This window comes from Microbacterium sp. LBN7 (assembly GCF_045690345.1).
GTDB lineage: Bacteria > Actinomycetota > Actinomycetes > Actinomycetales > Microbacteriaceae > Microbacterium.
The window spans coordinates 3,065,611-3,085,621 of the sequence record NZ_CP147856.1 but is presented as its reverse complement, the minus strand read 5'-3'; the positions used below and the strand labels follow the sequence as shown (position 1 = coordinate 3,085,621).

Sequence of the window (20,011 nt, the reverse complement as noted above, 5' to 3'; positions counted from 1 at the left end):
CTCAGCGGCCCAGGCGCGCGAGCGCCTGCTCGAGGTCCGTGATCAGGTCGTCGACGTCCTCGATGCCGACCGAGAGGCGCACGACGTTCTCCGGCACGGCGAGCGCGGTGCCGCGCACCGATGCGTGCGTCATGTCCGACGGGTACCCGATGAGCGACTCGACGCCGCCGAGCGATTCGGCGAGCTGGAAGAGCTCGGTGCTCTCGGCGAAGGTGCGCGCCGCGTCCGCTCCGCCGGCGAGGCCGAACGACAGCATGCCGCCGAACCCGCTCATCTGCTTCGCCGCGATCTCGTGCCCCGGGTGCGAGGCGAGGCCGGGGAAGAACACCTGCGCGAACTCGGAACGGCTCGCCGCCCACTCGGCGATCGCCTGCGCGTTCTCGGAGTGCTGCCGCATCCGCACGGCGAGCGTCTTGATGCCGCGGGTGGTCAGCCAGGCATCGAGCGGGGCGGAGACCGCGCCGACGGCGAACTGCTGGAACTTGACCCGGTCGAAGAAGCGGTCGTCGCCGAAGACGACCGCGCCGCCGAGCACGTCGGAGTGCCCGCCGAGGTACTTGGTGGTCGAGTGCACGACGAGATCCGCTCCGAGCGCCAGCGGCTGCTGCAGCGCCGGCGAGGCGAAGGTGTTGTCCACGACGACGATCGCCCCGGCCGCATGCCCGATCTCGGCGATCTGCGCGATGTCGACGATCTTCAGCAGCGGATTGCTCGGCGTCTCCAGCCACACGATCTTCGTCTCCGGCCGGATCGCCTCGCGGATCGCCTCGACGTCGGCGAGCTCGACCGTCGTGGTCTCGATGCCCCAGGGCGCGAGCACCTTGGTCAGCAGACGGTACGTGCCGCCGTAGACGTCGTTGCCGAGCAGCACATGATCGCCGGGCTTCAGGATGCCGCGCAGCAGCGCGTCCTCCGCCGCAAGGCCCGAGGCGAACGAGAGCGCGTTCGCGCCGCCTTCCAGCGCGGCGAGCTGCGTCTCCAGAGAGGATCTCGTCGGGTTGCCCGCGCGGTTGTACTCGAAGCCCTCCCGGAACCCTCCGATGCCGTCCTGCACATGTGTGGAGGCCTGGTAGATCGGTGGGATGATCGCGCCCGTGCGGGGGTCGGGCTCTTGGCCCGCGTGGATGGCTCGGGTGGCGAAGGAGTGCTCGGACATGCTCCCCAGCCTACGTCCGCGGTCTGCGCGGCAGCCCTCCCGTTACGCCACGCGCCAGCGTGAGAGGTACGACAGCAGGTCCTGCCGGGTGAGCACGGTGTGCGGCTTGCCGTCCTCGGTGACCAGCAGCGCATCGGCCTCGGCGAGCGCGGCGCGCGCCTGCGCCACGGAGGCGTGGATGCCGACGAGCGGAAGCCGCTCGCCCACGTGCGCGCCCACGGCATCCGTCGGATTCGCCTCGCCGCGGAACAGCAGGTCGAGCAGACCCTTCTCGTCGACGGTGCCGACGACCTCGCCCATCATGACCGGCGGCTCCGCACTGAGCACGACGAGCTGGGAGATGCCGTACTCCGTCATCATCCCGATCGCCTCGAGCACGGTGTCGGTCGGGTGCGCGTGCACCAGATCCGGGATGCCGGAGCCGGATGCCGTCGTCTGACGGGCTGTGCGGGCCGCGAGCACATCGGCCACGGTCTCCCCCTCCTCCACGTCGCTGAAGCCGTAGGAGCGCATCCACCCGTCGTTGAAGATCTTGCCCAGGTAGCCGCGCCCGCCGTCCGGGAGGAGCACCACCATCACGGCATCCGCCGGCAGCTCACGGGCCACCCGCAGTGCGCCGACGACGGCCATCCCGCTGGACCCGCCGACGAGGATGCCCTCCTCCCTGGCCAGGCGCCTGGTCATCGCGAACGCGTCGGCGTCGCCGACCGCCACGATCTCGTGCGGCACGGAGGGGTCGTACGCTCCCGGCCAGATGTCCTCGCCCACGCCCTCGACGAGATACGGGCGTCCGGTTCCGCCGCTGTAGACGCTGCCCTCGGGATCGACGCCGACGATGCGCACACGACCGTCGGAGACCTCGCGGAGGAATCGGCCCGTCCCGGTGATCGTTCCTCCGGTGCCGACGCCGGCGACGAAGTGCGTCACGGCTCCGTCGGTGTCGCGCCAGATCTCGGGCCCGGTCGTCTCGTAGTGGCTGCGCGGACCGTTCGGGTTCTCGTACTGGTTCGGCTTGAACGCTCCGGGGATCTCGCGCGTGAGCCGGTCGCTCACGCTGTAGTAGGACTCCGGGCTGTCGGGCGCGACCGACGTCGGCGTCACCACGACCTCTGCTCCGTAGGCGCGCAGCACGTCGATCTTGTCCTCGCCCACCTTGTCCGGGAGCACGAAGACGCACTTGTACCCGCGCTGCTGCGCGACCAGCGCGAGTCCGACGCCGGTGTTGCCGCTGGTGGGCTCCACGATCGTGCCGCCGGGCTTCAGGTCGCCGGCGGCCTCGGCCGCGTCGATGATCCGCGAGGCGATGCGGTCCTTCGAGGAGCCACCGGGGTTCATGTACTCGAGCTTGACGAGCACCGTGCACGCGACGCCCTCGGTGACGTGCTGGAGCTTCACGAGGGGCGTGTCGCCGACGAGGTCGACGATGGAGTCTGCGTACTTCATGACTTCAGGGTACGGGGACGGATGCCGCGGGTGGGGCTGTGTTGCACGCATGCCCGCGGCGCTTCGACAGGCTCAGGGATCCGAGTGGGTCCGTGACCCGAGTGGGTCCCTGAGCCTGTCGAAGGGTCAGCCCTTGGTCGACCCCGCCAGGAGACCGCGGACGAAGTACCGCTGCAGGGCGAAGAAGACGATCAGCGGGATGATGATCGACACGAAGGCGCCGGCCGTGAGCAGGTACCAGTCGTTTCCACGCGTGCCGGTGATCTCGGCGAGCAGCTTCGTGATCGGCGCCGCAGCCCCGTCGGCGAAGACGAGAGCGACGAGCAGGTCGTTCCAGACCCACAGGAACTGGAAGATCGCGACCGAGGCGATCGCGGGCATCGTCAGCGGCAGCACGATCCGGAAGAAGATCTGCCCGCGCGATGCGCCGTCGACGCGCGCGGCCTCGATGATCTCGCCGGGGATCTCCGACATGAAGTTGTGCAGCAGGTAGATCGCCAGCGGCAGGGCGAACATCGTGTGCGCGATCCAGACCTGGGCGTACCCCTGCGAGGCATCGAGCGGGAGCGTGACCTGCAGTCCGAAGAGGTTGATGCCCCGGGAGAACGAGCTCAGCAGCGGCACGAGGGCCATCTGGATGGGCACGATCTGCAGGGCGAACACGAAGATGAACAGCGCGTTCCGGCCCTTGAAGTCGATCCAGGCGAACGCGTACGCCGCCATCGCCGCGATCATCAGCGGGATCACGGTCGCCGGGATGGTGATCGCGATCGAGTTGACGAAGGACTCGAGGATCGTCAGCTGCGTCGTGCCGGACTGCAGCACGTCGACGTAGTTCTCCAGCGTGATCTGCGGGTTGGCGAAGAACTCCCACCATCCGCTCGACTGGATCTGGTCGCGAGGACGGAACGAGGAGATGAACAGCCCCAGCGTCGGGATCGTCCACAGGACCGCGATGATGATCGATCCGACCGAGGCCCACGGCCGGGAGAGCTTCTTGCGCGCCCGTCCCGCGGCGCCGTCGAGGCCGCCGCCCGTCGTGATCGCCCGCGTGCTGGTCGCGCCGGTGGGGGTCTTCTGCTCCGCGGATCCGGAGCTCGTCGAAATGGTCATCAGCGCACCTCCCGCTGCTTCTTGATCTGTCTCGCGTTGTAGATGACGATCGGCAGCACCAGGATGAACAGGATGACCGACAGCGCAGCGCTGCGGCCGGCCTCGAACTTCGAGAACTGCGTGTACATCTCGTTCGCGAGCACCGATGTGCCGTAGTTTCCTGCGGTCATCGTGCGGACGATGTCGAAGACCTTGAGCGAGGCGATCGAGATGGTGGTGAGGACGACGATGAGCGCCGGTCGGATCGACGGGACGGTCACGGAGCGGAAACGCTGCCAGGCGTTCGCGCCGTCGAGCTCCGCGGCCTCCAGCAGCTCGGCCGGGACGCCCTTGATCGATGCCGACAGCACGACCATCGCGAATCCGGTCTGCACCCAGATCAGCACCACGATCAGGAACAGGTTGTTCCACGGCTCGTTCAGGAGCCACTGCTGCGGCTCGCCGCCGAACCAGACCAGGATCTGGTTGAGCAGACCGATCTGCTTGAACTCGCCGCCGCGGTACTCGTACATGAACCGCCAGATGATGCTGGCGCCGACGAACGAGATCGCCATCGGCATGAACACGAGCACCTTGTAGATCTTCTCGCCGCGCGTGCGGTCGATGAAGACGGCATAGGCGAGTCCCACGATCGTCGACACGGTCGGCACGAGCAGCACCCACACGATCGAGTTGATGACAGAGGTGATGCCGTCGGACTGCGTGAAGATCCAGAGGTAGTTCGCGAACCCGACGAAGTCCTTGCCGGAGGAGTTCAGGAACGAGGAGTACATCGTCTGGATCGACGGCAGGATGAGCCCGACGAGCAGGAGCAGCAGGGCCGGGGCCATGAAGGCCACCAGCTGGATCAGGTAGCCCGCGCCGTCGCGGGACCGGTAGTCCAGAAGGAAGAACAGCGCACCCACGACGACGGCGACGCCCATCGCCCAGTAGTAGGAGCTGAAGAAGAACATCACGGCGAGCGGGATGAGCAGGCACATCGCCAGCCGCACCCAGGTGTAGATCGCTCCTCGGCGCGGAGCGACGTCCACGAGGAGCAGGATGACGGCCACGACCACCGCGAACGCGATGACCACGATGACGGCCTGCAGGATCGGCGGGAGCGTCCCGATCCACTGGAAGAATACTGTCGCGTTCACGGAATCCCCTTCGTCACGCGTTGCGGATCAGCGGCGCGCACGTCGGTGTGCGCGCCGTGAGAATGGGAGGACCGTCCCTGAGGACGGTCCTCCCACACCGATCAGCTCGAAGGCCAGCCGGTCTCGATCTGCGTGAGCACCTCATCGGTGGAGGCGCCGTTGACCCAGTCGACCATTCCCTTCCAGAACGTTCCGGCGCCGACGGCACCGGGCATCAGGTCGGACGCGTCGAAGCGGAACGTCGTGTCCGGGTCCTGCAGGATCTTGATGGTCTCCTGGAGGATCGGGTCCTTCGCGTTCGCCGGGTCGAGCCCGTTGTTCGCGGAGGTGACGCCGCCGAGGCTGACGCGGCTGTTGGCCCACTCGGGGCTGGAGAGGTACGCGAGCACCTTCTGCGTGGCCTCGGACTCGCTGAACGCTCCGACGATCTCGCCGGCACCGGTCACCGCGTTCTCGTCGGCGGACTCACCCGGGAGCATGAACGCCCAGACGTCGCCGTCCTCGGCGATGTTCGTGCCCTCGGGGTAGAAGCCCGAGAGGAACGACGCCTGGTGGGTCAGCGCGCAGCTGCCGCTGGCGAGTGCCGGGGCGACGTCGCCGAACGCGGTCGAGTTGATCGAGCGCACATCGCCGAAGCCGGCGTTGACGTTCGCCGGGTTCAGCAGGATCTCGCCGACCGAGTCGAACGCGGTCTTGATCTGCGGGTCGGTGAAGGGGATCTCGTTCGTGACCCACTGGTCGTAGACCTCGGGACCGGCCTGGCGCAGCACGTAGTCCTCGACCCAGTCGGTGCCCGGCCAGCCGGTCGCCGTTCCGGATTCGAATCCGGCGCACCATGCCGGGGTGCCCGTGGCGGCCTGGATCGACTCGGTCAGCGCGGTCAGCTCGTCGAGAGTCGTCGGAACCTCGACGCCCCACTCGGCGAACTTCGCCGGCGAGTACCAGATCCATCCCTTGACGTTCGCCATCAGCGGCGCACCGTAGAAGGTGTCGTCGACCGTGCCGTAGTTCACCCAGTCCTCGGTCCAGTACTCGTTGGCGTTCTTCTCGACCTCTTCGGGCGCCGGCTTCAGGTAGTCGCGCTTGGCGAAGTCCGCGAAGAGTCCGGGCTGCGGGAAGATCGCGATGTCGGGCGGGTTGCCGCCCTGCGCGCGCGTGCCGAGCTGCGTCTCGAAGTCCTGGCTGCCCTCGTACTTGATCGTGATGCCGTTCTCGTCGGCCCAGTCCTTCCAGGACTCCTGGAGGAGTTCCGCCTCCGCGTCGACGATCGTTCCGTAGATCGTGACGGTGGCGTCTCCGCCGTCATCGCCGCCGCCTCCTCCGGGCGCACCGCCCGGAGCCCCGCAACCGGCGAGCGCGATGCCCGCGACCCCCAGCAGGGCGAGCGGTACGAGCCGCCGTGAACGCTGTGACAGAGCCATGTGAATTCTCCTCTTCGAGTACAGGGTCCCGCTTCGCCCGACGCCACCCCCGGCGTCGTTCGGGAACCGATTCCAGGCCAACCTACTGGCCTTCCGCTCCCCGGCACAATAAGCAACGGTCACAAGCTCGCAACCTTTCACAGCTCTGCCTGGCGTGTGATGGGAGCGCTCCCTCGATTCCGTTGTGGAACCGGTTCCCTTTCCGTTGCCGAACGACTACGCTGTCACCCGGCACGCGCCGGTCGCGTCGCCGCACGCATCGCCGCGTGACAGGTCGAGGAGGACCGATGAGCACGATCGCGGACGTCGCCGCTCGTGCCGGCGTGTCGAAGGCGACGGCGAGCCGCGCGCTCACCGGACGCGGATACGTCTCGGACGAGACGCGTCAGCGGGTGGCGGATGCCGCGCACGAGCTCTCCTACGTCGCCCACTCCTCCGCGACGAGCCTGGCGACCGGACGCACGCAGACGGTCGGCGTCGTCATGCCGCCCGTCGATCGCTGGTTCTTCGCCGAGCTGCTCGCCGGCATCCAGGAATCCCTGTTCGCGCTCGACTACGACCTCTCGCTCTACGGCGTGCCGGAGGGCTCGCGCACCCGGGAGCGGCTGTTCGAGCACGTGCTCCCCCGCCGGAGGTTCGACGGCATCATCGCGGTGGGGATCCAGCCCAGCGCGAGGGAGCTGGAACGACTGCAGCGCGCGGAGCGCGCCCTCGTCAGCGTCGGACCGTACAGCGAGGGGTCGAGCGCCGTGTCGATCGACGACACGGATGCCGCGCGCATCGCCACCGAGCACCTGATCGAGCTGGGCCACCAGGACATCGCGTTCGTGGGCGGGTCGACGGATGCGGCAGAGCTGAGCTATGGCGACGCGCGACGCCTCGACGGCTACCGCGACGCCCTCCGGACCGCCGGCCTCGCGGACCGCGCGCGCGTCGTCGGCGCGACCCCGACCATGCCCGGCGGATACACCGCGGCGGCCGGCCTGCTCGGCGACCGCCGGCATCGCCCGACCGCCATCGTCGGCGTCTGCGACGAGGCCGCGATCGGCGCCGTGATCGCGGCGCGACGCCTCGGCATCGCCGTGCCGACCGAGCTGAGCGTCGTCGGCATCGACGATCACGAGCACGCCGAGATGTTCGCCCTCACGACGATCGGCCAGTCGCCCAGGGAACAGGGGCATGAGGCCGTGCGACTGCTCACCCGGCGGATGAGCCGACCCGATGATCCGCTCGAGCACGTCGCCGCGGCATCCGCTCTCGTGGTGCGCAGCTCCACGGCACCGCCGCGCTGAACCGCGGCAGGGACGCACGAAGGCCCCGGGCGGACCCGGGGCCTTCGATGAAGCGTGGAGACGCGGTGATTACTTGAGGGTAACCGTGGCGCCTGCCTCTTCGAGAGCAGCCTTGGCCTTCTCGGCGGCTTCCTTGTTCGCGCCCTCGAGCACGGCCTTGGGAGCACCGTCGACGACGGCCTTGGCCTCGCCGAGACCCAGCGAGGTGAGCTCGCGGACCGTCTTGATGACCTGGATCTTCTTGTCGCCGGCAGCCTCGAGGATGACGTCGAACGAGTCCTTCTCCTCCTCGGCCTCGGCAGCGCCACCCGCGCCCGCAGCGCCGGCAACGGCGACGGGTGCAGCAGCGGTGACCTCGAACTTCTCCTCGAACGCCTTCACGAAGTCGTTGAGCTCGACGAGGGTCAGGCCAGCGAACTGCTCGAGCAGCTCCTCAGTGGAAAGCTTCGCCATGATGTATCTCCTAATAGATGGGGTTTGTGAAAAAGATCGCCGGACGCTTACGCGGCCTCAGCGGTCTCCAGCTTTTCGCGAAGCGCGTCGATGGTGGCGGCAGCCTTGCCCATCGTCGCCTTCATCATGCCCGCAGCCTTCGCCAGCAGAACCTCACGGCTCTCCAGCGCGGCGTACTTGTTGACCTCGTCGGCGGAGAGGGCGTTGCCCTCGAAGACGCCGGACTTGATCACGAGAAGCGGGTTGGCCTTGGCGAAGTCACGCAGAGCCTTGGCGGTGGCGACGAAGTCACCGTGCACGAAAGCGACAGCCGACGGACCCTTGAGGTCGTCGTCCAGCGCAGTGATCCCGGCCTTGTTGGCAGCGATCTTGGTCAGCGTGTTCTTCACCACGGCGTACTCGGCGTCCTGACGGATGCTGTTGCGCAGCTCCTTGAGCTGGGCAACCGTCAGACCGCGGTACTCGGTCAGCAGGACGGCGTTCGAGTTCTCGAATGACTTCGTGAGCTCGGCGACCGATGCATCCTTCTGCGCCATGGTCACTCCTTGGTGTGTACGTGGCGCCGCACGGTGGTGGGGCGCCGGCCTCGGACCCCCTGCAAAAGAAAGAAGCCCCGGCGCAAGCGCACGGAGCTTCGAGAAGTTCGTGTCCTGCGCGGGCCCCTGCTGAGCAGAGCTTCGATCGCCTCGCGTTCGCACGCACGACGATGACCAGCGGTCTTCGGTTACGACAAGGCTACCTCACCGGCCGCCGTCCCCCAAATCAGCGGCGATCGGCGGCACGTCCGCGATGTCCGGCCAGGGCGTCGGCGGCGCGGATGAGGCTGAGGTGCGAGAGCGCCTGCGGCGTGTTCCCGGCCTGGCGCGCGTTCGTCACGTCGTACTCCTCCGAGAGGAGTCCGAGGTCGTTCGTCATCGTGAGCAGACGCTCCATCAGCGCACCCGCCTCGTCGATGCGCCCGGTCGCGGCGTACTGCTCGACGAGCCAGAAGCTGCAGGCGAGGAACGGATGCTCCCCGCCGGCGAGGCCGTCGACTCCGGACTCCGTGCGGTAGCGCAGCAGCAGCCCGTCCTCGAGCAGGGTGCGCTCGATCTGCTCCACGGTGCGCAGCATCCGCGGGTCGTCGGGCGCGCAGTATCCGACCTGCGGGAGCACCAGGAGCGAGGCGTCGACCTCGGCCGAGTCGTAGTGCTGCACGAAGTGGCCGTCGGCATGCACCCCGCGACGGTCGATCTCGCGTCGCAGATCGTCGCGGGTACGCTCCCACCTGTCCGCGTCGCCGGAGAGGCCGTGCTCCCGCACGGCGCGGACGCCCCTGTCCACGGCCGCCCACATCATGACGCGCGAGTGGGTGAACCACCGTGGTTCGCCGCGGATCTCCCAGATTCCGTTGTCCGGACGATCGAGCGACGCGATCACGTGCTCGATGAGCGCACGCTGCAGCGGCCAGGAGAAGTCTCCCTCGCCGAGTCCGGCGATCCTCGCCGCTTCCAGGGCGACCAGCACCTCGCCGACGACGTCACCCTGGTACTGATCGACGGCGCCGTTCCCGATGCGCACAGGGGCCGCGCCGTCGTAGCCGGGAAGACTCGGCATCTCGCGTTCCATCAGGTCGCGCTCCCCCGCGATCCCGTACATGATCTGCACCTCGGCCGGCTCGCCGGCGACCGCGCGGAGCAGCCAGCGCCGCCAGTCGTGCGCCTCGTCGAGGAATCCGTGGGCGATGAGCGCCTCCAGCGTCAGCGCGGCATCCCTCAGCCAGACGAAGCGGTAGTCCCAGTTGCGCGAGCCGCCGAACTGCTCGGGAAGCGAGGTCGTGGCTGCGGCGACGATGCCGCCGGTGTCCCTGTTCGTCAGCGCGCGGAGGACCAGCAGCGATCGGACGACCTCCGCGCGATACGGACCGTCGTGCTCGATGCCGCTCGCCCATCCCTGCCACCAGGCGCGGGTGCCGGCGATCGCGTCCTCGACGTCGAGCGGTCGGGGCGGATGCTCGTGCGAGGGGAACCAGCTGAGCACCAGGTCCCGGTGCTCCCCCGCGCCGAGCGTCACCGTCCCTCGGTGCACGTGATCCTCGGCGACGAGCTGCAGACCCCGCACGATCACGGCCTCCGGCCCCGCGGTCGCGCGGAGTGCCGGCTCCTCGCGCGTTCCGACCTGGCGCACCCAGGGCAGCCGCCGGGAGTAGTCGAAGTGCAGCCGCAACTCGGTGGCGAACTCGACCTGCCCGGAGATGCCGACGATCCGTCGCACGACATCCGTGCGCGTCGGGTGGAGCGGCAGGAACTCCTGCACCTCCGCGACGCCGCTCGCCGTCTCCCAGCGGGTGACGAGGAGGAACGTGTCGGAGATGTAGTGCCGATGCGGCACGGCCGTGTCGTCGGTGGGACGGAGGCTCCAGCGTCCGTTGCCCGGCTCCCCGAGGAGCGCTCCGAACAGCGACGGCGCATCGAAGCGGGGAAGGCAGAGCCAGTCGATGCTCCCGTCGCGGGAGACCAGCGCGCCGGTGCGGCAGTCGCTGAGAAGGGCGTAGTCCTCGATCGGAGCAGGCATCGCCCGAGTCTGACATGGCCGGCTGTGGAGCGGTTACGGTGGGACCATGACCGATGCGACGACGCTGGTGATCTTCGGGGCCGGTGGCGATCTCGCCTCCCGCCTCCTGCTGCCCGCCCTCGGGCAGCTGCTCGTCCGCGAGCCCTCCCGCGTGGTCCATCTCATCGGCGCCGACCGGGAGGACTGGACGGATGCCGACCTCGAGGACGTCGTCCGGAAGTCGTTCGCGACGATGAACGCCGAGGATGCGGCATCCCGCGTCGACGTGATGTATCGCAAGACCGACATCACGCAGCCCGACGACCTGCGCGCACTGCTGAAGGAGTGCTCAGGCCAGGTCGCCCTCTACTTCGCCGTGCCGCCGTCGATCGCCGCGGCATCCGTGGCGGCGATGACGCCCGACATGCTGCCGGCCGGAGCGATGCTGGTGATGGAGAAGCCCTTCGGCACCGATGAGGCCGGCGCCCGCGCACTGAACCGCACGCTGACGGCGCTCGTGCCGGAGAGTCAGGTGTTCCGGGTCGACCATTTCCTCGGCCGGTCGACGTCACTGAACCTGCTGGGCGCTCGCTTCGCCAACCGCATCCTCGAACCGCTCTGGTCCGCCGAGAGCATCGAATCGGTGAGCATCGTCTACGACGAGCGGCTCGCACTGGAAGGCCGGGCCGGGTACTACGACTCCGCCGGCGCCCTGGTCGACATGATCCAGAGCCACCTGCTGCAGGTCCTCGCCGTGCTCGCCATGGAGGAGCCCGCCACGCTCGACGAGGTCGACTTCCGCGAGGCGACCGGGGCGGTGCTGCGGGCGACCTTCGTCTGGGACGACGATCCCGTGGCCGCGACGCGCCGCGCCCGGTACACGGCAGGGAGCGTCGACGGCGTGGACAGGCCCTCGTACGTCGACGAGCCCGGAGTGGACCCGGCCAGGGAGACCGAGACGCTCGCCGAGGCGACCTTCGAGGTGCGCAACTCCCGCTGGGCCGGCGTGCCGTTCCGGCTCCGCTCGGGCAAGGCGCTCGGCGAGCCCGCGACCGAGATCGTGGTGCGGTTCCGGCCGGTGCGGCACGTGCCCGCCGGTCTCACCGGAACGGCCGACGGCGCGATCCTGCGCTTCTCCCTCGGTCCCGACCGCATGTCTCTCGAGCTGAATCTCAACGCGGCGGAGGACCCCTTCGAGCTGGAGCGGGCGACCCTCTCGGCGGAGCTCGGCGAGGGCGCCCTCAAGGCCTACGCCGAGGTGCTGTCCGGCGTCCTCGACGGCGATCCCCTGCTGGCCGTCCGCGGAGACGCGGCCGAGCAGTGCTGGCGCATCGTCGCTCCGATCCTGCAGGCGTGGCGCGATGGCGACGTGCCGCTTGAGGAGTACGTCGCCGGCTCCTCCGGTCCCGCCTCCTGGCCCTCGCACTGACGCGATCCCGCCGAGCGACCGCGGTGCGGCGTGTACGGACCGCAGCGTCGGCGGACGGGGTTAGGGTCGAGGAGTGAACCCCGAACTCGCCGCACGCATCGTCGCGGACTCGCGCGACAGGGTGGCGTGGATGCGAGCACGGTCCCGCGGCATCACCGCGACCGACGTCGCCGGGCTCACCAGCGAGAAGTCGATCTCGCGCGCCGCCGACGCCAAGCTCGGGGGCGGTCCCCGCTTCGGCGGCAACGCCTACACCGACCACGGGCGCCGTCGCGAGCCCGAGATCGCCGCCTGGGTCGCAGCGACCCACGGCATCCTCCCCTCGTCGGCGCTGTTCCGCGCCGAGGTCGAGCACCGGCACCTGGCCACGCCGGACGGCATCGCCGTCGACGCCGCCGGGCGGGTGAAGCTCGCCGAGATCAAGACGACCAACAAGCCGTGGAGCGGCATCCCTCGCACCTACCTGCGCCAGGTGTGGTGGCAGCAGCACGTGCTGGGCGCGGAGCGCACGCTGTTCGTCTGGGAGCAGCACGAGGACTTCTCGCCCATCCACGATGAGCCCCGCTGCGTCTGGATCGATCGGGACGACCGCGAGATCGCGAAGCTCATCGGACTCGCGACCGACCTGATCGACGAGCTCTACCGACGCACCACCGGACAGCAGCCGCCGACCCGCATCGCGGATGCCGCGGCCAGCCGCCGCGAACAGCTGCGCGAGCGCGACGCGTTCCGCGCCCTGGCACTGGCGGACTGACGCCCCTAGACGGTCGTGAACGTGCAGGTGGTCGCGCCGCCGGCGAGGATCGACGCGTACGTGACCGTGATCTTCACCTTCTGCGGCGAGCGCCAGGTGATCCCCCCGGGTGTCACCCAGGATGTGCCGAAGTAGACGACGTACGAGCCTCCCCCGAGCAGGAAGCCGAGACCGCCCAGGAGCCCGTCCAGCACACCCTTGCTCACGGATGTCGTGTACACGCCACCGGCGGCCGTTCCGGGAGCGACTGTGCTCCCTCCCGTCCCGTCAGCGGCTCCCGTGAGAAACACGTTGAGGGCGGACGTCGCCGGATAGTCTCCGACGGTCGTCGGCCACCTCCATTTGATCGTCAGGGCCGTGCCGCCCAGGAGGGTGCTCAGCGGATTCGGACAGGTCAGTCCCCCTGGCAGCGGCTCCACGACGGGCGGGAGCAGTTTGAGAGCGGTGACCGTCGACGACGCGTACTCGCTGTCGATGAACTGCGCGGCCGTCATCTCCGCCGAGGGCAGGATCGCGAGCCCGGACAGGACGGAGAGGCCTGCGACTCCGGCCAGCATCCGTCGCCTTCCGCGCGACATCATGCGCCGTCCCTCGCGTCGCGCCGGGCGCGTCGGCGGATGATCACGAGGACAGCGCCCCCCAGGATCAGCAGCGTGCCTCCCGCCCAGGCCCAGGGCGCGAGCGGTGCGGGTCCCGTCGTCGCGAGGCCGCCGTCGGGTCCGACGACCGCGGACTCTCCCGCCCCTTGCGCGTGCACGCGGATGTCGGTGCTGCCCTCGACATCCGCCGGATCGAGCGTGATCGCGAGCCGGAGATACGCGATCTCCGTATCTGTGATCTCGGTGAGCCCGACCTGCGCACCGTCGCGGGGAATGCTCCAGTCGGTCCTCAGAACGGTCGCGCCTCCCGGGCAGCCTCCGGCACGCCAGGCGGTCGCGCAGAGGGAGACGTCGAGCAGCAGCGTCGCCGATCCGGTCGCGCTCACGCCGATCCGGACGATGCCGGGGTCGGGCGCATCCGCGCTCACCTCGACGTCCCACTGCACCGGGACACCAGGCAGCAGACTCGAGGCGGCGTCCCAGTCCGCGACCGACACGAGACGGAGAACGTCGCCCTGGATCACCTGGGTGGTCGGAGCCGCCCATGCCGCCGTCGGCGCCAGGAGCACCGCCGCGGCGATCGCGCCGAGAACGGCGAGGAGCCTCTTCCTCATATGACGCCCCCCGCTCGGCGGCGTCGCGATCCTCCGCCCGAACGCGGCCAGAACGCCCAGACGACGAGGGCGGTGGCGGCGAGGGTGAGTCCGCCCAACACGATAGGGCTGCCCATACCCGCGACCAGCAGCGCGATACCGGGGACCGAGAACAGGACGATCCGCACCGAGGTCACGGTGTACGGGAACGGGTCCTCGGAGGCGTTCGCATCGCCGCGCATCGTGATGACGCGCTCCTGCGCGCTCGCCCCCGGCTCGATCGAGGTCACGCGGTGCGTCACGGGGAGCTCACCGGGGCGGTCGACGGTCACGACGTCGCCGATCTCGATCTCGCCGGCCGGGATGCGCTGCACGATCGAGACGGAGCCGGCCGGGATGGTCGGCGACATCGAGCCGGTGCGGAACATGATCAGGGTGATCTGCGCAGTGAACGCGAGAACGACGAGCACGATGCAGATCACGCCGCCGGCGGCCGCGATCCAGAGCAGCAGATCGCCGATGGGCCGGCCCGGCCCGCGACGAGACGGCCGTCCCACCGGGGAGAGGGCGGGCGCGGGCGCGCCGGACGCGGCGGGCTGCTCGCGCAGACTCCGTCGCGTCTCCGACGTCGTCATCTCGTCCTCCATCCGTCTGCGGACGTCGACCCGCTACGGGGCCGACGAGGTGCCGAGCACCTGCCACGTCTGCGACATCGTCAGCGACTGCGCCGCGTTCGGCGCCGTGAGCGGCAGCGTGACGGCGACGCAGTAGTTGATCTGGTTGCCGCCGTTCGCCGACACCGTCTGCGTCGTCGTTCCGTTCGCGGTCAAGGCGGAGCCGTCGGCGACCAGCGCGGTGCCCAGCGGGTAGGTCGTCGAATTGCAGGCGGTGCCGTTGATCGTCCGGACGCCGTACGTCAGATAGGTCGCGAGCCCGGTGCCGCCCGGGGTGCCCGCCGACCACTGCAGGGTCCCTGCGATCGACGGATTCGCGGTCTTCACGCTGTACAGCGCATAGGTGGTCGTCCCCGGAGCCATGGCCGTCGGCGCCGCGACGAAGGTCAGCGCGGCCGCCGTGCCCGTGGTGGCATGACTGGCGAACGTGGTGCCGTCGGCGGCGCCGACGATGTCGAACTTGCCGGCGGTGAACGTCGCGGTGGCGTACTCCGAGTCGTTCCACGCCGCGAGTGTCATCGTCGCGCCGACGCCCAGCACCAGCCCTCCCGCCAGGACAGCACGGATACGGCGGGAGCGGAGTCGCTTCGCCTCCCGCACGTCTCTGCGGGTGTCCATCAGGTGCTCAGTCCGTCGAGGTCGCCGTGAACTCCCACGTCGCCGTGGTCTCGAGACCCTGTTCGAGGCTCGCGTCCGCGGTCACGGCGAAGCACAGCTGCACGGCGGTTCCCGCCACAGCGGCGGTCGCTCCTTCGAGAAGCGGCACGGTCGTGACGCCGGCCTGGGCATCGAGCGTCGCGCCGGTCGCGATCGGGGTGCCCACCGCGGATGCCGCGTTGCAGGTGGCCCCGGGGGCGAGGGCGTAGATCGCATAGCCGAGGTGGTCGGTGTTCGACGTCGCTGCCGGATCGGCCGTGGTCCCGGCGGCGACGAGGTCGGCTCCGGTGGTCGTTCCTGCGGCGAGGCGCACCCAGAACCCGGCATACACCGCGTCGCCGGGGGACATGTTGTCGACGATGTCCGCCGGGAGGTCGAAGGCGAGCGTGGCGGCGGTGTCTCCGTCGTCGACGTTGTGGTCGCTGTAGTTCGCATCGACGTCACCGGCTGTAGATCCCTCGAGGTTGAAGGATCCTGCGGTGAAGGTGCCGGTCGCGAACTCGGAATCGTTCCAGGCGGCGAGCGTCACCGCGACGCCGACACCGAGCACGAGTCCGCCCGCGAGCACCGCGAGCACCTTCCGCTGATTCTGCTTCTTGACCATGTTCGTCCCCCTCAGGATTCGGTCGATGGCGTGAACCACCGGTCCCTCCTCCGAGACCTACGGTTCCGCCGGTTTCAGTCTTTCAGCCAAATCCCAGGTGACAAGCCGTTTCCGTGCAGGAAGAACGCACATCGCGCGCAGAAGGGTCTTCCGCGGCTCACCGCTCTCAGCACCGAGCGCCGATCGGATCACGCCTGCAGCACGCGTCTCGCCTCGTCGGCGACCTCGGCCGCGATGGTGTCGAGGAGGTCGGAGCGCAGGTTCCACTGCTGCCAGTAGAGCTTCACCCGCAGCGACGGGCCGCCGAGGCTCACCAGCCCCGGCGCCTCCTGCAGCCGAGGGAGCATGCCCCACCCCAGGCCGAGCCGCACGGCCAGCGCGTAGTCGTGCGACGCCGGGACGTACTGCCGGGGCACCCCCTGATGCGACACGCCCTGTGCGCGCAGCCACTCGTGCTGCAGCGTGTCGCGCCGGTCGAAGTCGACGAACGGGGCGTCCGCCAGGGCCGCGCGGTCGACGCCGTCGGCGAACCAGCGCTCCGCGAATGCGGGCGCGGCCACGGCTCGGTACTCGATCATGCCCAGCGGTGCGACCGAGCATCCCGCGACGGGGTTCTCCTCGCTCGTGACCGCCGCCATGACAGTGCCGGACTCGAGCAGCCGCGCCGTGAAGTTCTGATCGTCCCGGTGCAGGTCGAAGTCGATGTCGTGTCGTGCGGACAGCCGGGCGAGCGGAGCCAGGAACCACGTCGCCATCGAGTCGGCGTTCACCGCGAGCGGGATGCTGGTGCGCCGGGCACCGGCGCCGTCGTCGATGCCCACGCCGGCGAGCGCATCGTACTCGAGCAGGGCGATCTGTCTCGCCAGCCGCACGACCGCCTCCCCCGCCTCGGTCAGCGTCGCGGGCTTCGTCCGGACGACGAGGATGCGGCCGAGCTGCTGTTCCAGAGCCTTCAGCCGCTGGCTGACAGCCGACGGGGTGATGCGCAGGCGCCGCGAGGCCGCGTCGAGCGTGCCCTCGTCGGCCACGGCGGCGACGGTGGCGGCGAGTTCGGGATCGATCTTCACATTAGCCAGGCTAATGGTTCGGAAGGAATCATCGCTGGTGCTGTTGCACCTCGAAACCTAGTCTGAGACACATGCTCCCCGTGCTCGCCGGCCTCGGTCTCGGCCTCTCCCTCATCGTCGCCATCGGCGCGCAGAACGTCTTCGTCCTGCGGCAGGGCATCCGCCGCGAGCACGTGCTGGCCGTGGTCGTGATCTGCGCGGTGTCCGATGCCGTGCTCATCATCGCCGGTGTCGCGGGCCTCGGCTTCGTCGTCTCGGCGGCCCCGTGGCTCGTGGTGGTCGCACGGTGGGCCGGTGCGCTCTTCCTGCTGACGTACGGCGTGCTGGCCGCCCGGCGCGCGTGGAAGGGCGGCGAGGCGGGCCTCGAGTCGGGCGGGACGGATGCCGCGCCGCTCACGGCATCCGCTGCGGGCGGTGGCGCGACGGCGACGCTCACGCGCACCCGTCTCGCGCCCGTGATCCTCACCGTGCTCGCTCTGACGTGGCTCAATCCGCACGTGTATCTCGACACCGTCCTCATGCTCGGCTCGATCGCCGCCACGCATGGCGAGGACCGATGGCTGTTCGCCGCGGGTGCCGTCGCGGCCAGCATCCTGTGGTTCACCGCGCTGGGATTCGGCGCCCGCTACGTCGGCCGCTGGCTGCGCACGCCGCTCTCGTGGCGCATCCTCGACGCGGCGATCGCCGTGGTGATGATCGTCATCGCCGTCAGCCTCGTGCTGCCGGTCCTCGGGGGCTGAGACTTCGCTCTCAGGCGCCGTCGAGCGGGCGCATGATGCGCGTCAGGAACCTCTGCGTGCGCTCGTGCTGCGGAGCGCTGAACAACCGATCCGGCGCCCCCTGCTCGACGACAACCCCGCCGTCCATGAACAGCACGTGGTCCGCCGCCTCACGGGCGAAGCTCAGCTCGTGGGTGACCACGGCCATGGTCCAGCCCTCGTCGGCGAGCTCCTTGATCACGACGAGCACGTCGCCGACGAGCTCGGGGTCGAGAGCACTGGTCGGCTCGTCGAACAGCAGCAGATCCGGCTTCAGCGCGAGCGCGCGGACGATGCCGACCCGCTGCTGCTGCCCGCCGGAGAGCTGATGCGGTCGCGCGTCCGCCTTGTCGCTCAGACCGACCCGGTCGAGCAGCACCCGCGCTTCGGCGACCACCTCGTCCTTCGGCCGGCCCTGCACACGCCAGGGTCCTTCGATGACGTTCTGCAGCACGGTGAAGTGCGGGAACAGGTTGTGGTGCTGGAACACCATCGCCGAGCGGTCGCGCAGAGCGAGGCGCTGCTGCTTCGCGATGCGCGCGGGTACTCCCGACGCCGCGAAGTCGATGTCCGGCCCTCCGTCGACCTCGATGGTGCCGGCATCCGGCGTCTCGAGGCCGTTCAGCGCCCGCAGCACGGTGGTCTTGCCGGAGCCGCTCGGCCCGATCAGCACCAGCACCTCACCGCGGTGCAGCGTCAGGTCGATGCCGCGGAGCACCTCGTTGTCGCCGAAGCTCTTGCGGAGGCCTCGGGCGGTGAGCAGCGGCGCTGCCGCGGGCGGGAGAGCGGGGTCAGTGAGCGACACGGCTGTCGAGCCTCCTCTCCAGTGCGCTCTGGCCGGCGGAGAGCACCAGGCAGAACACCCAGTAGACCAGTGCCGCCGTCAGATACAGGATCATGAACTCGTAGGTGGTGGACGCGATCTGCTGCGCCACCTTGAACAGCTCCGTCACCAGGATCAGCGACGTCAGCGACGTGTCCTTCACGAGTGAGATGAACGTGTTGGACAGCGGCGGAACCGACACCCGTGCCGCCTGCGGCAGGATGACGCGCGTGAGCGTGCGGGTGCGGTTCATGCCGACGGTGTACGCCGCCTCCCACTGCCCCTGGGGCACCGAGAGGATGGCCGCGCGCACCACCTCCGCCCCGTAGCCGCCCACGTTGAGCGAGAGCGCGATGATCGCGCTCGGCCACGGGTCGATCGTGATGCCGATCGAGGGCATGCCGTAGAAGATCACGAACAGCTGCACGAGCAGCGGCGTTCCGCGGATGACCGAGATGTAGAACCGGGCGATCCCCGACAGGACCGGGTTGACCGAGATGCGCATCAGCGCGATGCCGACCGCGATCACGAGGCCCAGGGCGAACGACGCCAGGGCGAGCGGGACCGTCGCCGTCAGCCCCGCCAGAGCGATGGGGCCGAGCGAGTCGAGGAACAGCTGCCAGGGCGAGGTCGGTTCCATGGGTTACTGCGTGACGTCTTCGCCGAAGTACTTCTCGCTGATCTCCGCGAGCGTGCCGTCGGCGCGCAGCTCGTCGAGCGCGGCGTCCACGGCCTCGACCAGGCTCTTCTTGTCCTTCGTGAAGACGAAGGCCTGCTCGCCGGCCTCGTCGGTCTCGGCGGCGATCTTCAGACCCGAGGGGCTGTTGGTCGTCTCGTAGTCGAGGAAGGTGAGCTTGTCGTTGATCGTCGCATCCACGCGTCCCTGACGCAGCAGCTCGACGGCCTGGGCCCAGCCCTCGACGCCCTCGACCTTCGCGCCGGACTCGGTGGCGAGGTCGTTCCAGTTGCTGGTGAGCGACTGCGCGGTGGTCTTCCCGTCGAGGTCGGCGAACGACGAGATCGAGTCGTCATCCTCGTTCACGACGATCACGCCGGGCGAGACGGTGTACGCCTCGCTGAAGAGGTACTTCGCGGTGCGCTCGTCGTTGATCGTGACCTGGTTCGCGATGACGTCGAAGCGACCGGCATCGAGGCCCGCGAAGATCGCGTCCCACTGCGTCTCCTCGAACGCGACCTCGAGGTCGAGCTTGTCGGCCACGGCCTGGATGATCTCGACGTCGTATCCGGTCAGCGCACCGGCGCCGTTGTCGTCGTGGAAGCTGAACGGGCGGTACGTGCCCTCGGTCGCGACGGTCAGTGTGCCGTCCTTCACGAGACCGAAGTCGGATGCCGAGCCGCTGTCACCGCTCGCGCTCGACTCCTCCGGTGCGCTCGAGCCGCTGCACGCGGTGAGCGCGGCGGCGGTGAGAACGAGTGCCGTGACGGCGATGAGGCGACGAGACATGGGACCCTCCTGGGGTGCGGTGTGCGCGCGTGCTGTGGC

21 protein-coding genes are annotated in these 20,011 nt (G+C 69.4%); 4 read left to right on the top strand and 17 right to left on the bottom strand.

The features are described from left to right. Window position 1: 1 nt before the first annotated feature. The 5 genes from LBN7_RS14920 to LBN7_RS14900 all read right to left on the bottom strand — a co-directional run bounded on the left by LBN7_RS14920 (window position 2) and on the right by LBN7_RS14900 (window position 6,272). Entirely contained in the window at window positions 2-1,156 is a 1,155-nt protein-coding gene (locus tag LBN7_RS14920; RefSeq protein ID WP_407360089.1) for a cystathionine gamma-synthase, read from the bottom strand. Window positions 1,157-1,198: 42 nt separating this feature from the next. Then, a complete protein-coding gene (locus LBN7_RS14915; protein ID WP_407360088.1) occupies window positions 1,199-2,599 on the bottom strand; it encodes a cystathionine beta-synthase in 1,401 nt (466 codons plus the stop codon). Window positions 2,600-2,725: 126 nt separating this feature from the next. Next, window positions 2,726-3,712 (bottom strand): carbohydrate ABC transporter permease, encoded by a 987-nt coding sequence (locus tag LBN7_RS14910; protein WP_116635745.1) that lies wholly within the window; start codon window positions 3,710-3,712, stop codon window positions 2,726-2,728. Continuing rightward, window positions 3,712-4,851, bottom strand: a complete 1,140-nt coding sequence (locus tag LBN7_RS14905) for a sugar ABC transporter permease (RefSeq protein WP_341944806.1) — start codon at window positions 4,849-4,851, stop codon at window positions 3,712-3,714. Before LBN7_RS14905 ends, LBN7_RS14910 begins: the two co-directional genes overlap by 1 nt. Before the next feature lie 101 nt (window positions 4,852-4,952). Then, a complete protein-coding gene (locus LBN7_RS14900) occupies window positions 4,953-6,272 on the bottom strand; it encodes an ABC transporter substrate-binding protein (protein ID WP_116635743.1) in 1,320 nt (439 codons plus the stop codon). Between the two features lie 287 nt (window positions 6,273-6,559). Between LBN7_RS14900 and LBN7_RS14895 the strand changes: the two genes are divergently transcribed. Then, a complete protein-coding gene (locus LBN7_RS14895; RefSeq protein ID WP_116635742.1) occupies window positions 6,560-7,564 on the top strand; it encodes a LacI family DNA-binding transcriptional regulator in 1,005 nt (334 codons plus the stop codon). Window positions 7,565-7,633: 69 nt separating this feature from the next. Here LBN7_RS14895 and rplL read toward each other — a convergent pair whose 3' ends face one another. From rplL to LBN7_RS14880, 3 genes are all read right to left on the bottom strand, one after another. Continuing rightward, window positions 7,634-8,017 carry a 50S ribosomal protein L7/L12 gene (rplL, locus tag LBN7_RS14890; RefSeq protein ID WP_116635741.1) on the bottom strand — a complete coding sequence of 128 codons (384 nt, stop codon included), beginning with the start codon at window positions 8,015-8,017 and terminating at the stop codon, window positions 7,634-7,636. A 47-nt stretch (window positions 8,018-8,064) separates the two neighbouring features. Next, the gene (gene rplJ, locus LBN7_RS14885; RefSeq protein WP_116635740.1) at window positions 8,065-8,553 is read right to left on the bottom strand and encodes a 50S ribosomal protein L10; all 489 of its coding nucleotides are present in this window, start codon (window positions 8,551-8,553) and stop codon (window positions 8,065-8,067) included. Window positions 8,554-8,779: 226 nt separating this feature from the next. Beyond that, entirely contained in the window at window positions 8,780-10,570 is a 1,791-nt protein-coding gene (locus LBN7_RS14880) for a glycoside hydrolase family 15 protein (RefSeq protein WP_407360087.1), read from the bottom strand. Between the two features lie 46 nt (window positions 10,571-10,616). On the opposite strand from LBN7_RS14880, the gene LBN7_RS14875 reads away from it, so the two are divergent. Both LBN7_RS14875 and LBN7_RS14870 read left to right on the top strand, forming a co-directional pair. Beyond that, window positions 10,617-11,978, top strand: coding sequence for a glucose-6-phosphate dehydrogenase (locus tag LBN7_RS14875; protein ID WP_407360086.1), 1,362 nt, complete (start codon window positions 10,617-10,619; stop codon window positions 11,976-11,978). A gap of 73 nt (window positions 11,979-12,051) precedes the next feature. After that, complete coding sequence (locus LBN7_RS14870) at window positions 12,052-12,732, top strand: YqaJ viral recombinase family protein (protein ID WP_116635737.1); 681 nt, start codon at window positions 12,052-12,054, stop codon at window positions 12,730-12,732. A gap of 5 nt (window positions 12,733-12,737) precedes the next feature. Here LBN7_RS14870 and LBN7_RS14865 read toward each other — a convergent pair whose 3' ends face one another. The 6 genes from LBN7_RS14865 to LBN7_RS14840 all read right to left on the bottom strand — a co-directional run bounded on the left by LBN7_RS14865 (window position 12,738) and on the right by LBN7_RS14840 (window position 16,926). Beyond that, a complete protein-coding gene (locus LBN7_RS14865) occupies window positions 12,738-13,313 on the bottom strand; it encodes a hypothetical protein (RefSeq protein WP_407360085.1) in 576 nt (191 codons plus the stop codon). Beyond that, complete coding sequence (locus tag LBN7_RS14860; RefSeq protein WP_341944802.1) at window positions 13,310-13,945, bottom strand: hypothetical protein; 636 nt, start codon at window positions 13,943-13,945, stop codon at window positions 13,310-13,312. The genes LBN7_RS14865 and LBN7_RS14860 overlap by 4 nt, the downstream gene beginning before the upstream one ends. Continuing rightward, window positions 13,942-14,559, bottom strand: a complete 618-nt coding sequence (locus tag LBN7_RS14855; RefSeq protein WP_407360084.1) for a signal peptidase I — start codon at window positions 14,557-14,559, stop codon at window positions 13,942-13,944. Before LBN7_RS14855 ends, LBN7_RS14860 begins: the two co-directional genes overlap by 4 nt. A gap of 33 nt (window positions 14,560-14,592) precedes the next feature. After that, a complete protein-coding gene (locus LBN7_RS14850; RefSeq protein ID WP_116635734.1) occupies window positions 14,593-15,216 on the bottom strand; it encodes a SipW-dependent-type signal peptide-containing protein in 624 nt (207 codons plus the stop codon). A gap of 7 nt (window positions 15,217-15,223) precedes the next feature. Further along, the gene (locus LBN7_RS14845; protein WP_341944798.1) at window positions 15,224-15,859 is read right to left on the bottom strand and encodes a SipW-dependent-type signal peptide-containing protein; all 636 of its coding nucleotides are present in this window, start codon (window positions 15,857-15,859) and stop codon (window positions 15,224-15,226) included. 188 nt (window positions 15,860-16,047) lie between these two features. After that, window positions 16,048-16,926: a LysR family transcriptional regulator ArgP gene (locus LBN7_RS14840; protein WP_407360083.1), complete on the bottom strand. Its 879-nt coding sequence runs from the start codon at window positions 16,924-16,926 to the stop codon at window positions 16,048-16,050. 71 nt (window positions 16,927-16,997) lie between these two features. Between LBN7_RS14840 and LBN7_RS14835 the strand changes: the two genes are divergently transcribed. After that, entirely contained in the window at window positions 16,998-17,666 is a 669-nt protein-coding gene (locus LBN7_RS14835) for a LysE/ArgO family amino acid transporter (RefSeq protein ID WP_407360082.1), read from the top strand. Window positions 17,667-17,676: 10 nt separating this feature from the next. On the opposite strand, the gene LBN7_RS14830 is transcribed toward LBN7_RS14835, so the two are convergent. Genes LBN7_RS14830 through LBN7_RS14820 form a run of 3 tightly spaced genes read right to left on the bottom strand, consistent with a single transcriptional unit; the run spans window position 17,677 to window position 19,972 of the window. Beyond that, window positions 17,677-18,489 carry an amino acid ABC transporter ATP-binding protein gene (locus LBN7_RS14830; RefSeq protein ID WP_341944795.1) on the bottom strand — a complete coding sequence of 271 codons (813 nt, stop codon included), beginning with the start codon at window positions 18,487-18,489 and terminating at the stop codon, window positions 17,677-17,679. Beyond that, window positions 18,476-19,147 (bottom strand): amino acid ABC transporter permease, encoded by a 672-nt coding sequence (locus LBN7_RS14825; protein ID WP_116635730.1) that lies wholly within the window; start codon window positions 19,145-19,147, stop codon window positions 18,476-18,478. Before LBN7_RS14825 ends, LBN7_RS14830 begins: the two co-directional genes overlap by 14 nt. 3 nt (window positions 19,148-19,150) lie before the next feature. Next, the gene (locus LBN7_RS14820; RefSeq protein WP_116635729.1) at window positions 19,151-19,972 is read right to left on the bottom strand and encodes an amino acid ABC transporter substrate-binding protein; all 822 of its coding nucleotides are present in this window, start codon (window positions 19,970-19,972) and stop codon (window positions 19,151-19,153) included. Window positions 19,973-20,011: the final 39 nt, after the last annotated feature.

Excerpts from the sequence above, each read along its gene's own strand:
- LBN7_RS14850 (WP_116635734.1), bottom strand. The coding sequence starts at position 15,216 with ATGGACACCCGCAGAGACGTGCGGGAGGCGAAGCGACTCCGCTCCCGC.
- LBN7_RS14900 (WP_116635743.1), bottom strand. The coding sequence starts at position 6,272 with ATGGCTCTGTCACAGCGTTCACGGCGGCTCGTACCGCTCGCCCTGCTG.
- LBN7_RS14875 (WP_407360086.1), top strand. The coding sequence starts at position 10,617 with ATGACCGATGCGACGACGCTGGTGATCTTCGGGGCCGGTGGCGATCTC.
- LBN7_RS14910 (WP_116635745.1), bottom strand. The coding sequence starts at position 3,712 with ATGACCATTTCGACGAGCTCCGGATCCGCGGAGCAGAAGACCCCCACC.
- LBN7_RS14860 (WP_341944802.1), bottom strand. The coding sequence starts at position 13,945 with ATGAGGAAGAGGCTCCTCGCCGTTCTCGGCGCGATCGCCGCGGCGGTG.
- LBN7_RS14865 (WP_407360085.1), bottom strand. The coding sequence starts at position 13,313 with ATGATGTCGCGCGGAAGGCGACGGATGCTGGCCGGAGTCGCAGGCCTC.
- LBN7_RS14915 (WP_407360088.1), bottom strand. The coding sequence starts at position 2,599 with ATGAAGTACGCAGACTCCATCGTCGACCTCGTCGGCGACACGCCCCTC.
- LBN7_RS14835 (WP_407360082.1), top strand. The coding sequence starts at position 16,998 with ATGCTCCCCGTGCTCGCCGGCCTCGGTCTCGGCCTCTCCCTCATCGTC.
- LBN7_RS14855 (WP_407360084.1), bottom strand. The coding sequence starts at position 14,559 with ATGACGACGTCGGAGACGCGACGGAGTCTGCGCGAGCAGCCCGCCGCG.
- LBN7_RS14820 (WP_116635729.1), bottom strand. The coding sequence starts at position 19,972 with ATGTCTCGTCGCCTCATCGCCGTCACGGCACTCGTTCTCACCGCCGCC.
- rplJ (WP_116635740.1), bottom strand. The coding sequence starts at position 8,553 with ATGGCGCAGAAGGATGCATCGGTCGCCGAGCTCACGAAGTCATTCGAG.
- LBN7_RS14895 (WP_116635742.1), top strand. The coding sequence starts at position 6,560 with ATGAGCACGATCGCGGACGTCGCCGCTCGTGCCGGCGTGTCGAAGGCG.
- LBN7_RS14825 (WP_116635730.1), bottom strand. The coding sequence starts at position 19,147 with ATGGAACCGACCTCGCCCTGGCAGCTGTTCCTCGACTCGCTCGGCCCC.
- LBN7_RS14920 (WP_407360089.1), bottom strand. The coding sequence starts at position 1,156 with ATGTCCGAGCACTCCTTCGCCACCCGAGCCATCCACGCGGGCCAAGAG.
- rplL (WP_116635741.1), bottom strand. The coding sequence starts at position 8,017 with ATGGCGAAGCTTTCCACTGAGGAGCTGCTCGAGCAGTTCGCTGGCCTG.
- LBN7_RS14845 (WP_341944798.1), bottom strand. The coding sequence starts at position 15,859 with ATGGTCAAGAAGCAGAATCAGCGGAAGGTGCTCGCGGTGCTCGCGGGC.
- LBN7_RS14880 (WP_407360087.1), bottom strand. The coding sequence starts at position 10,570 with ATGCCTGCTCCGATCGAGGACTACGCCCTTCTCAGCGACTGCCGCACC.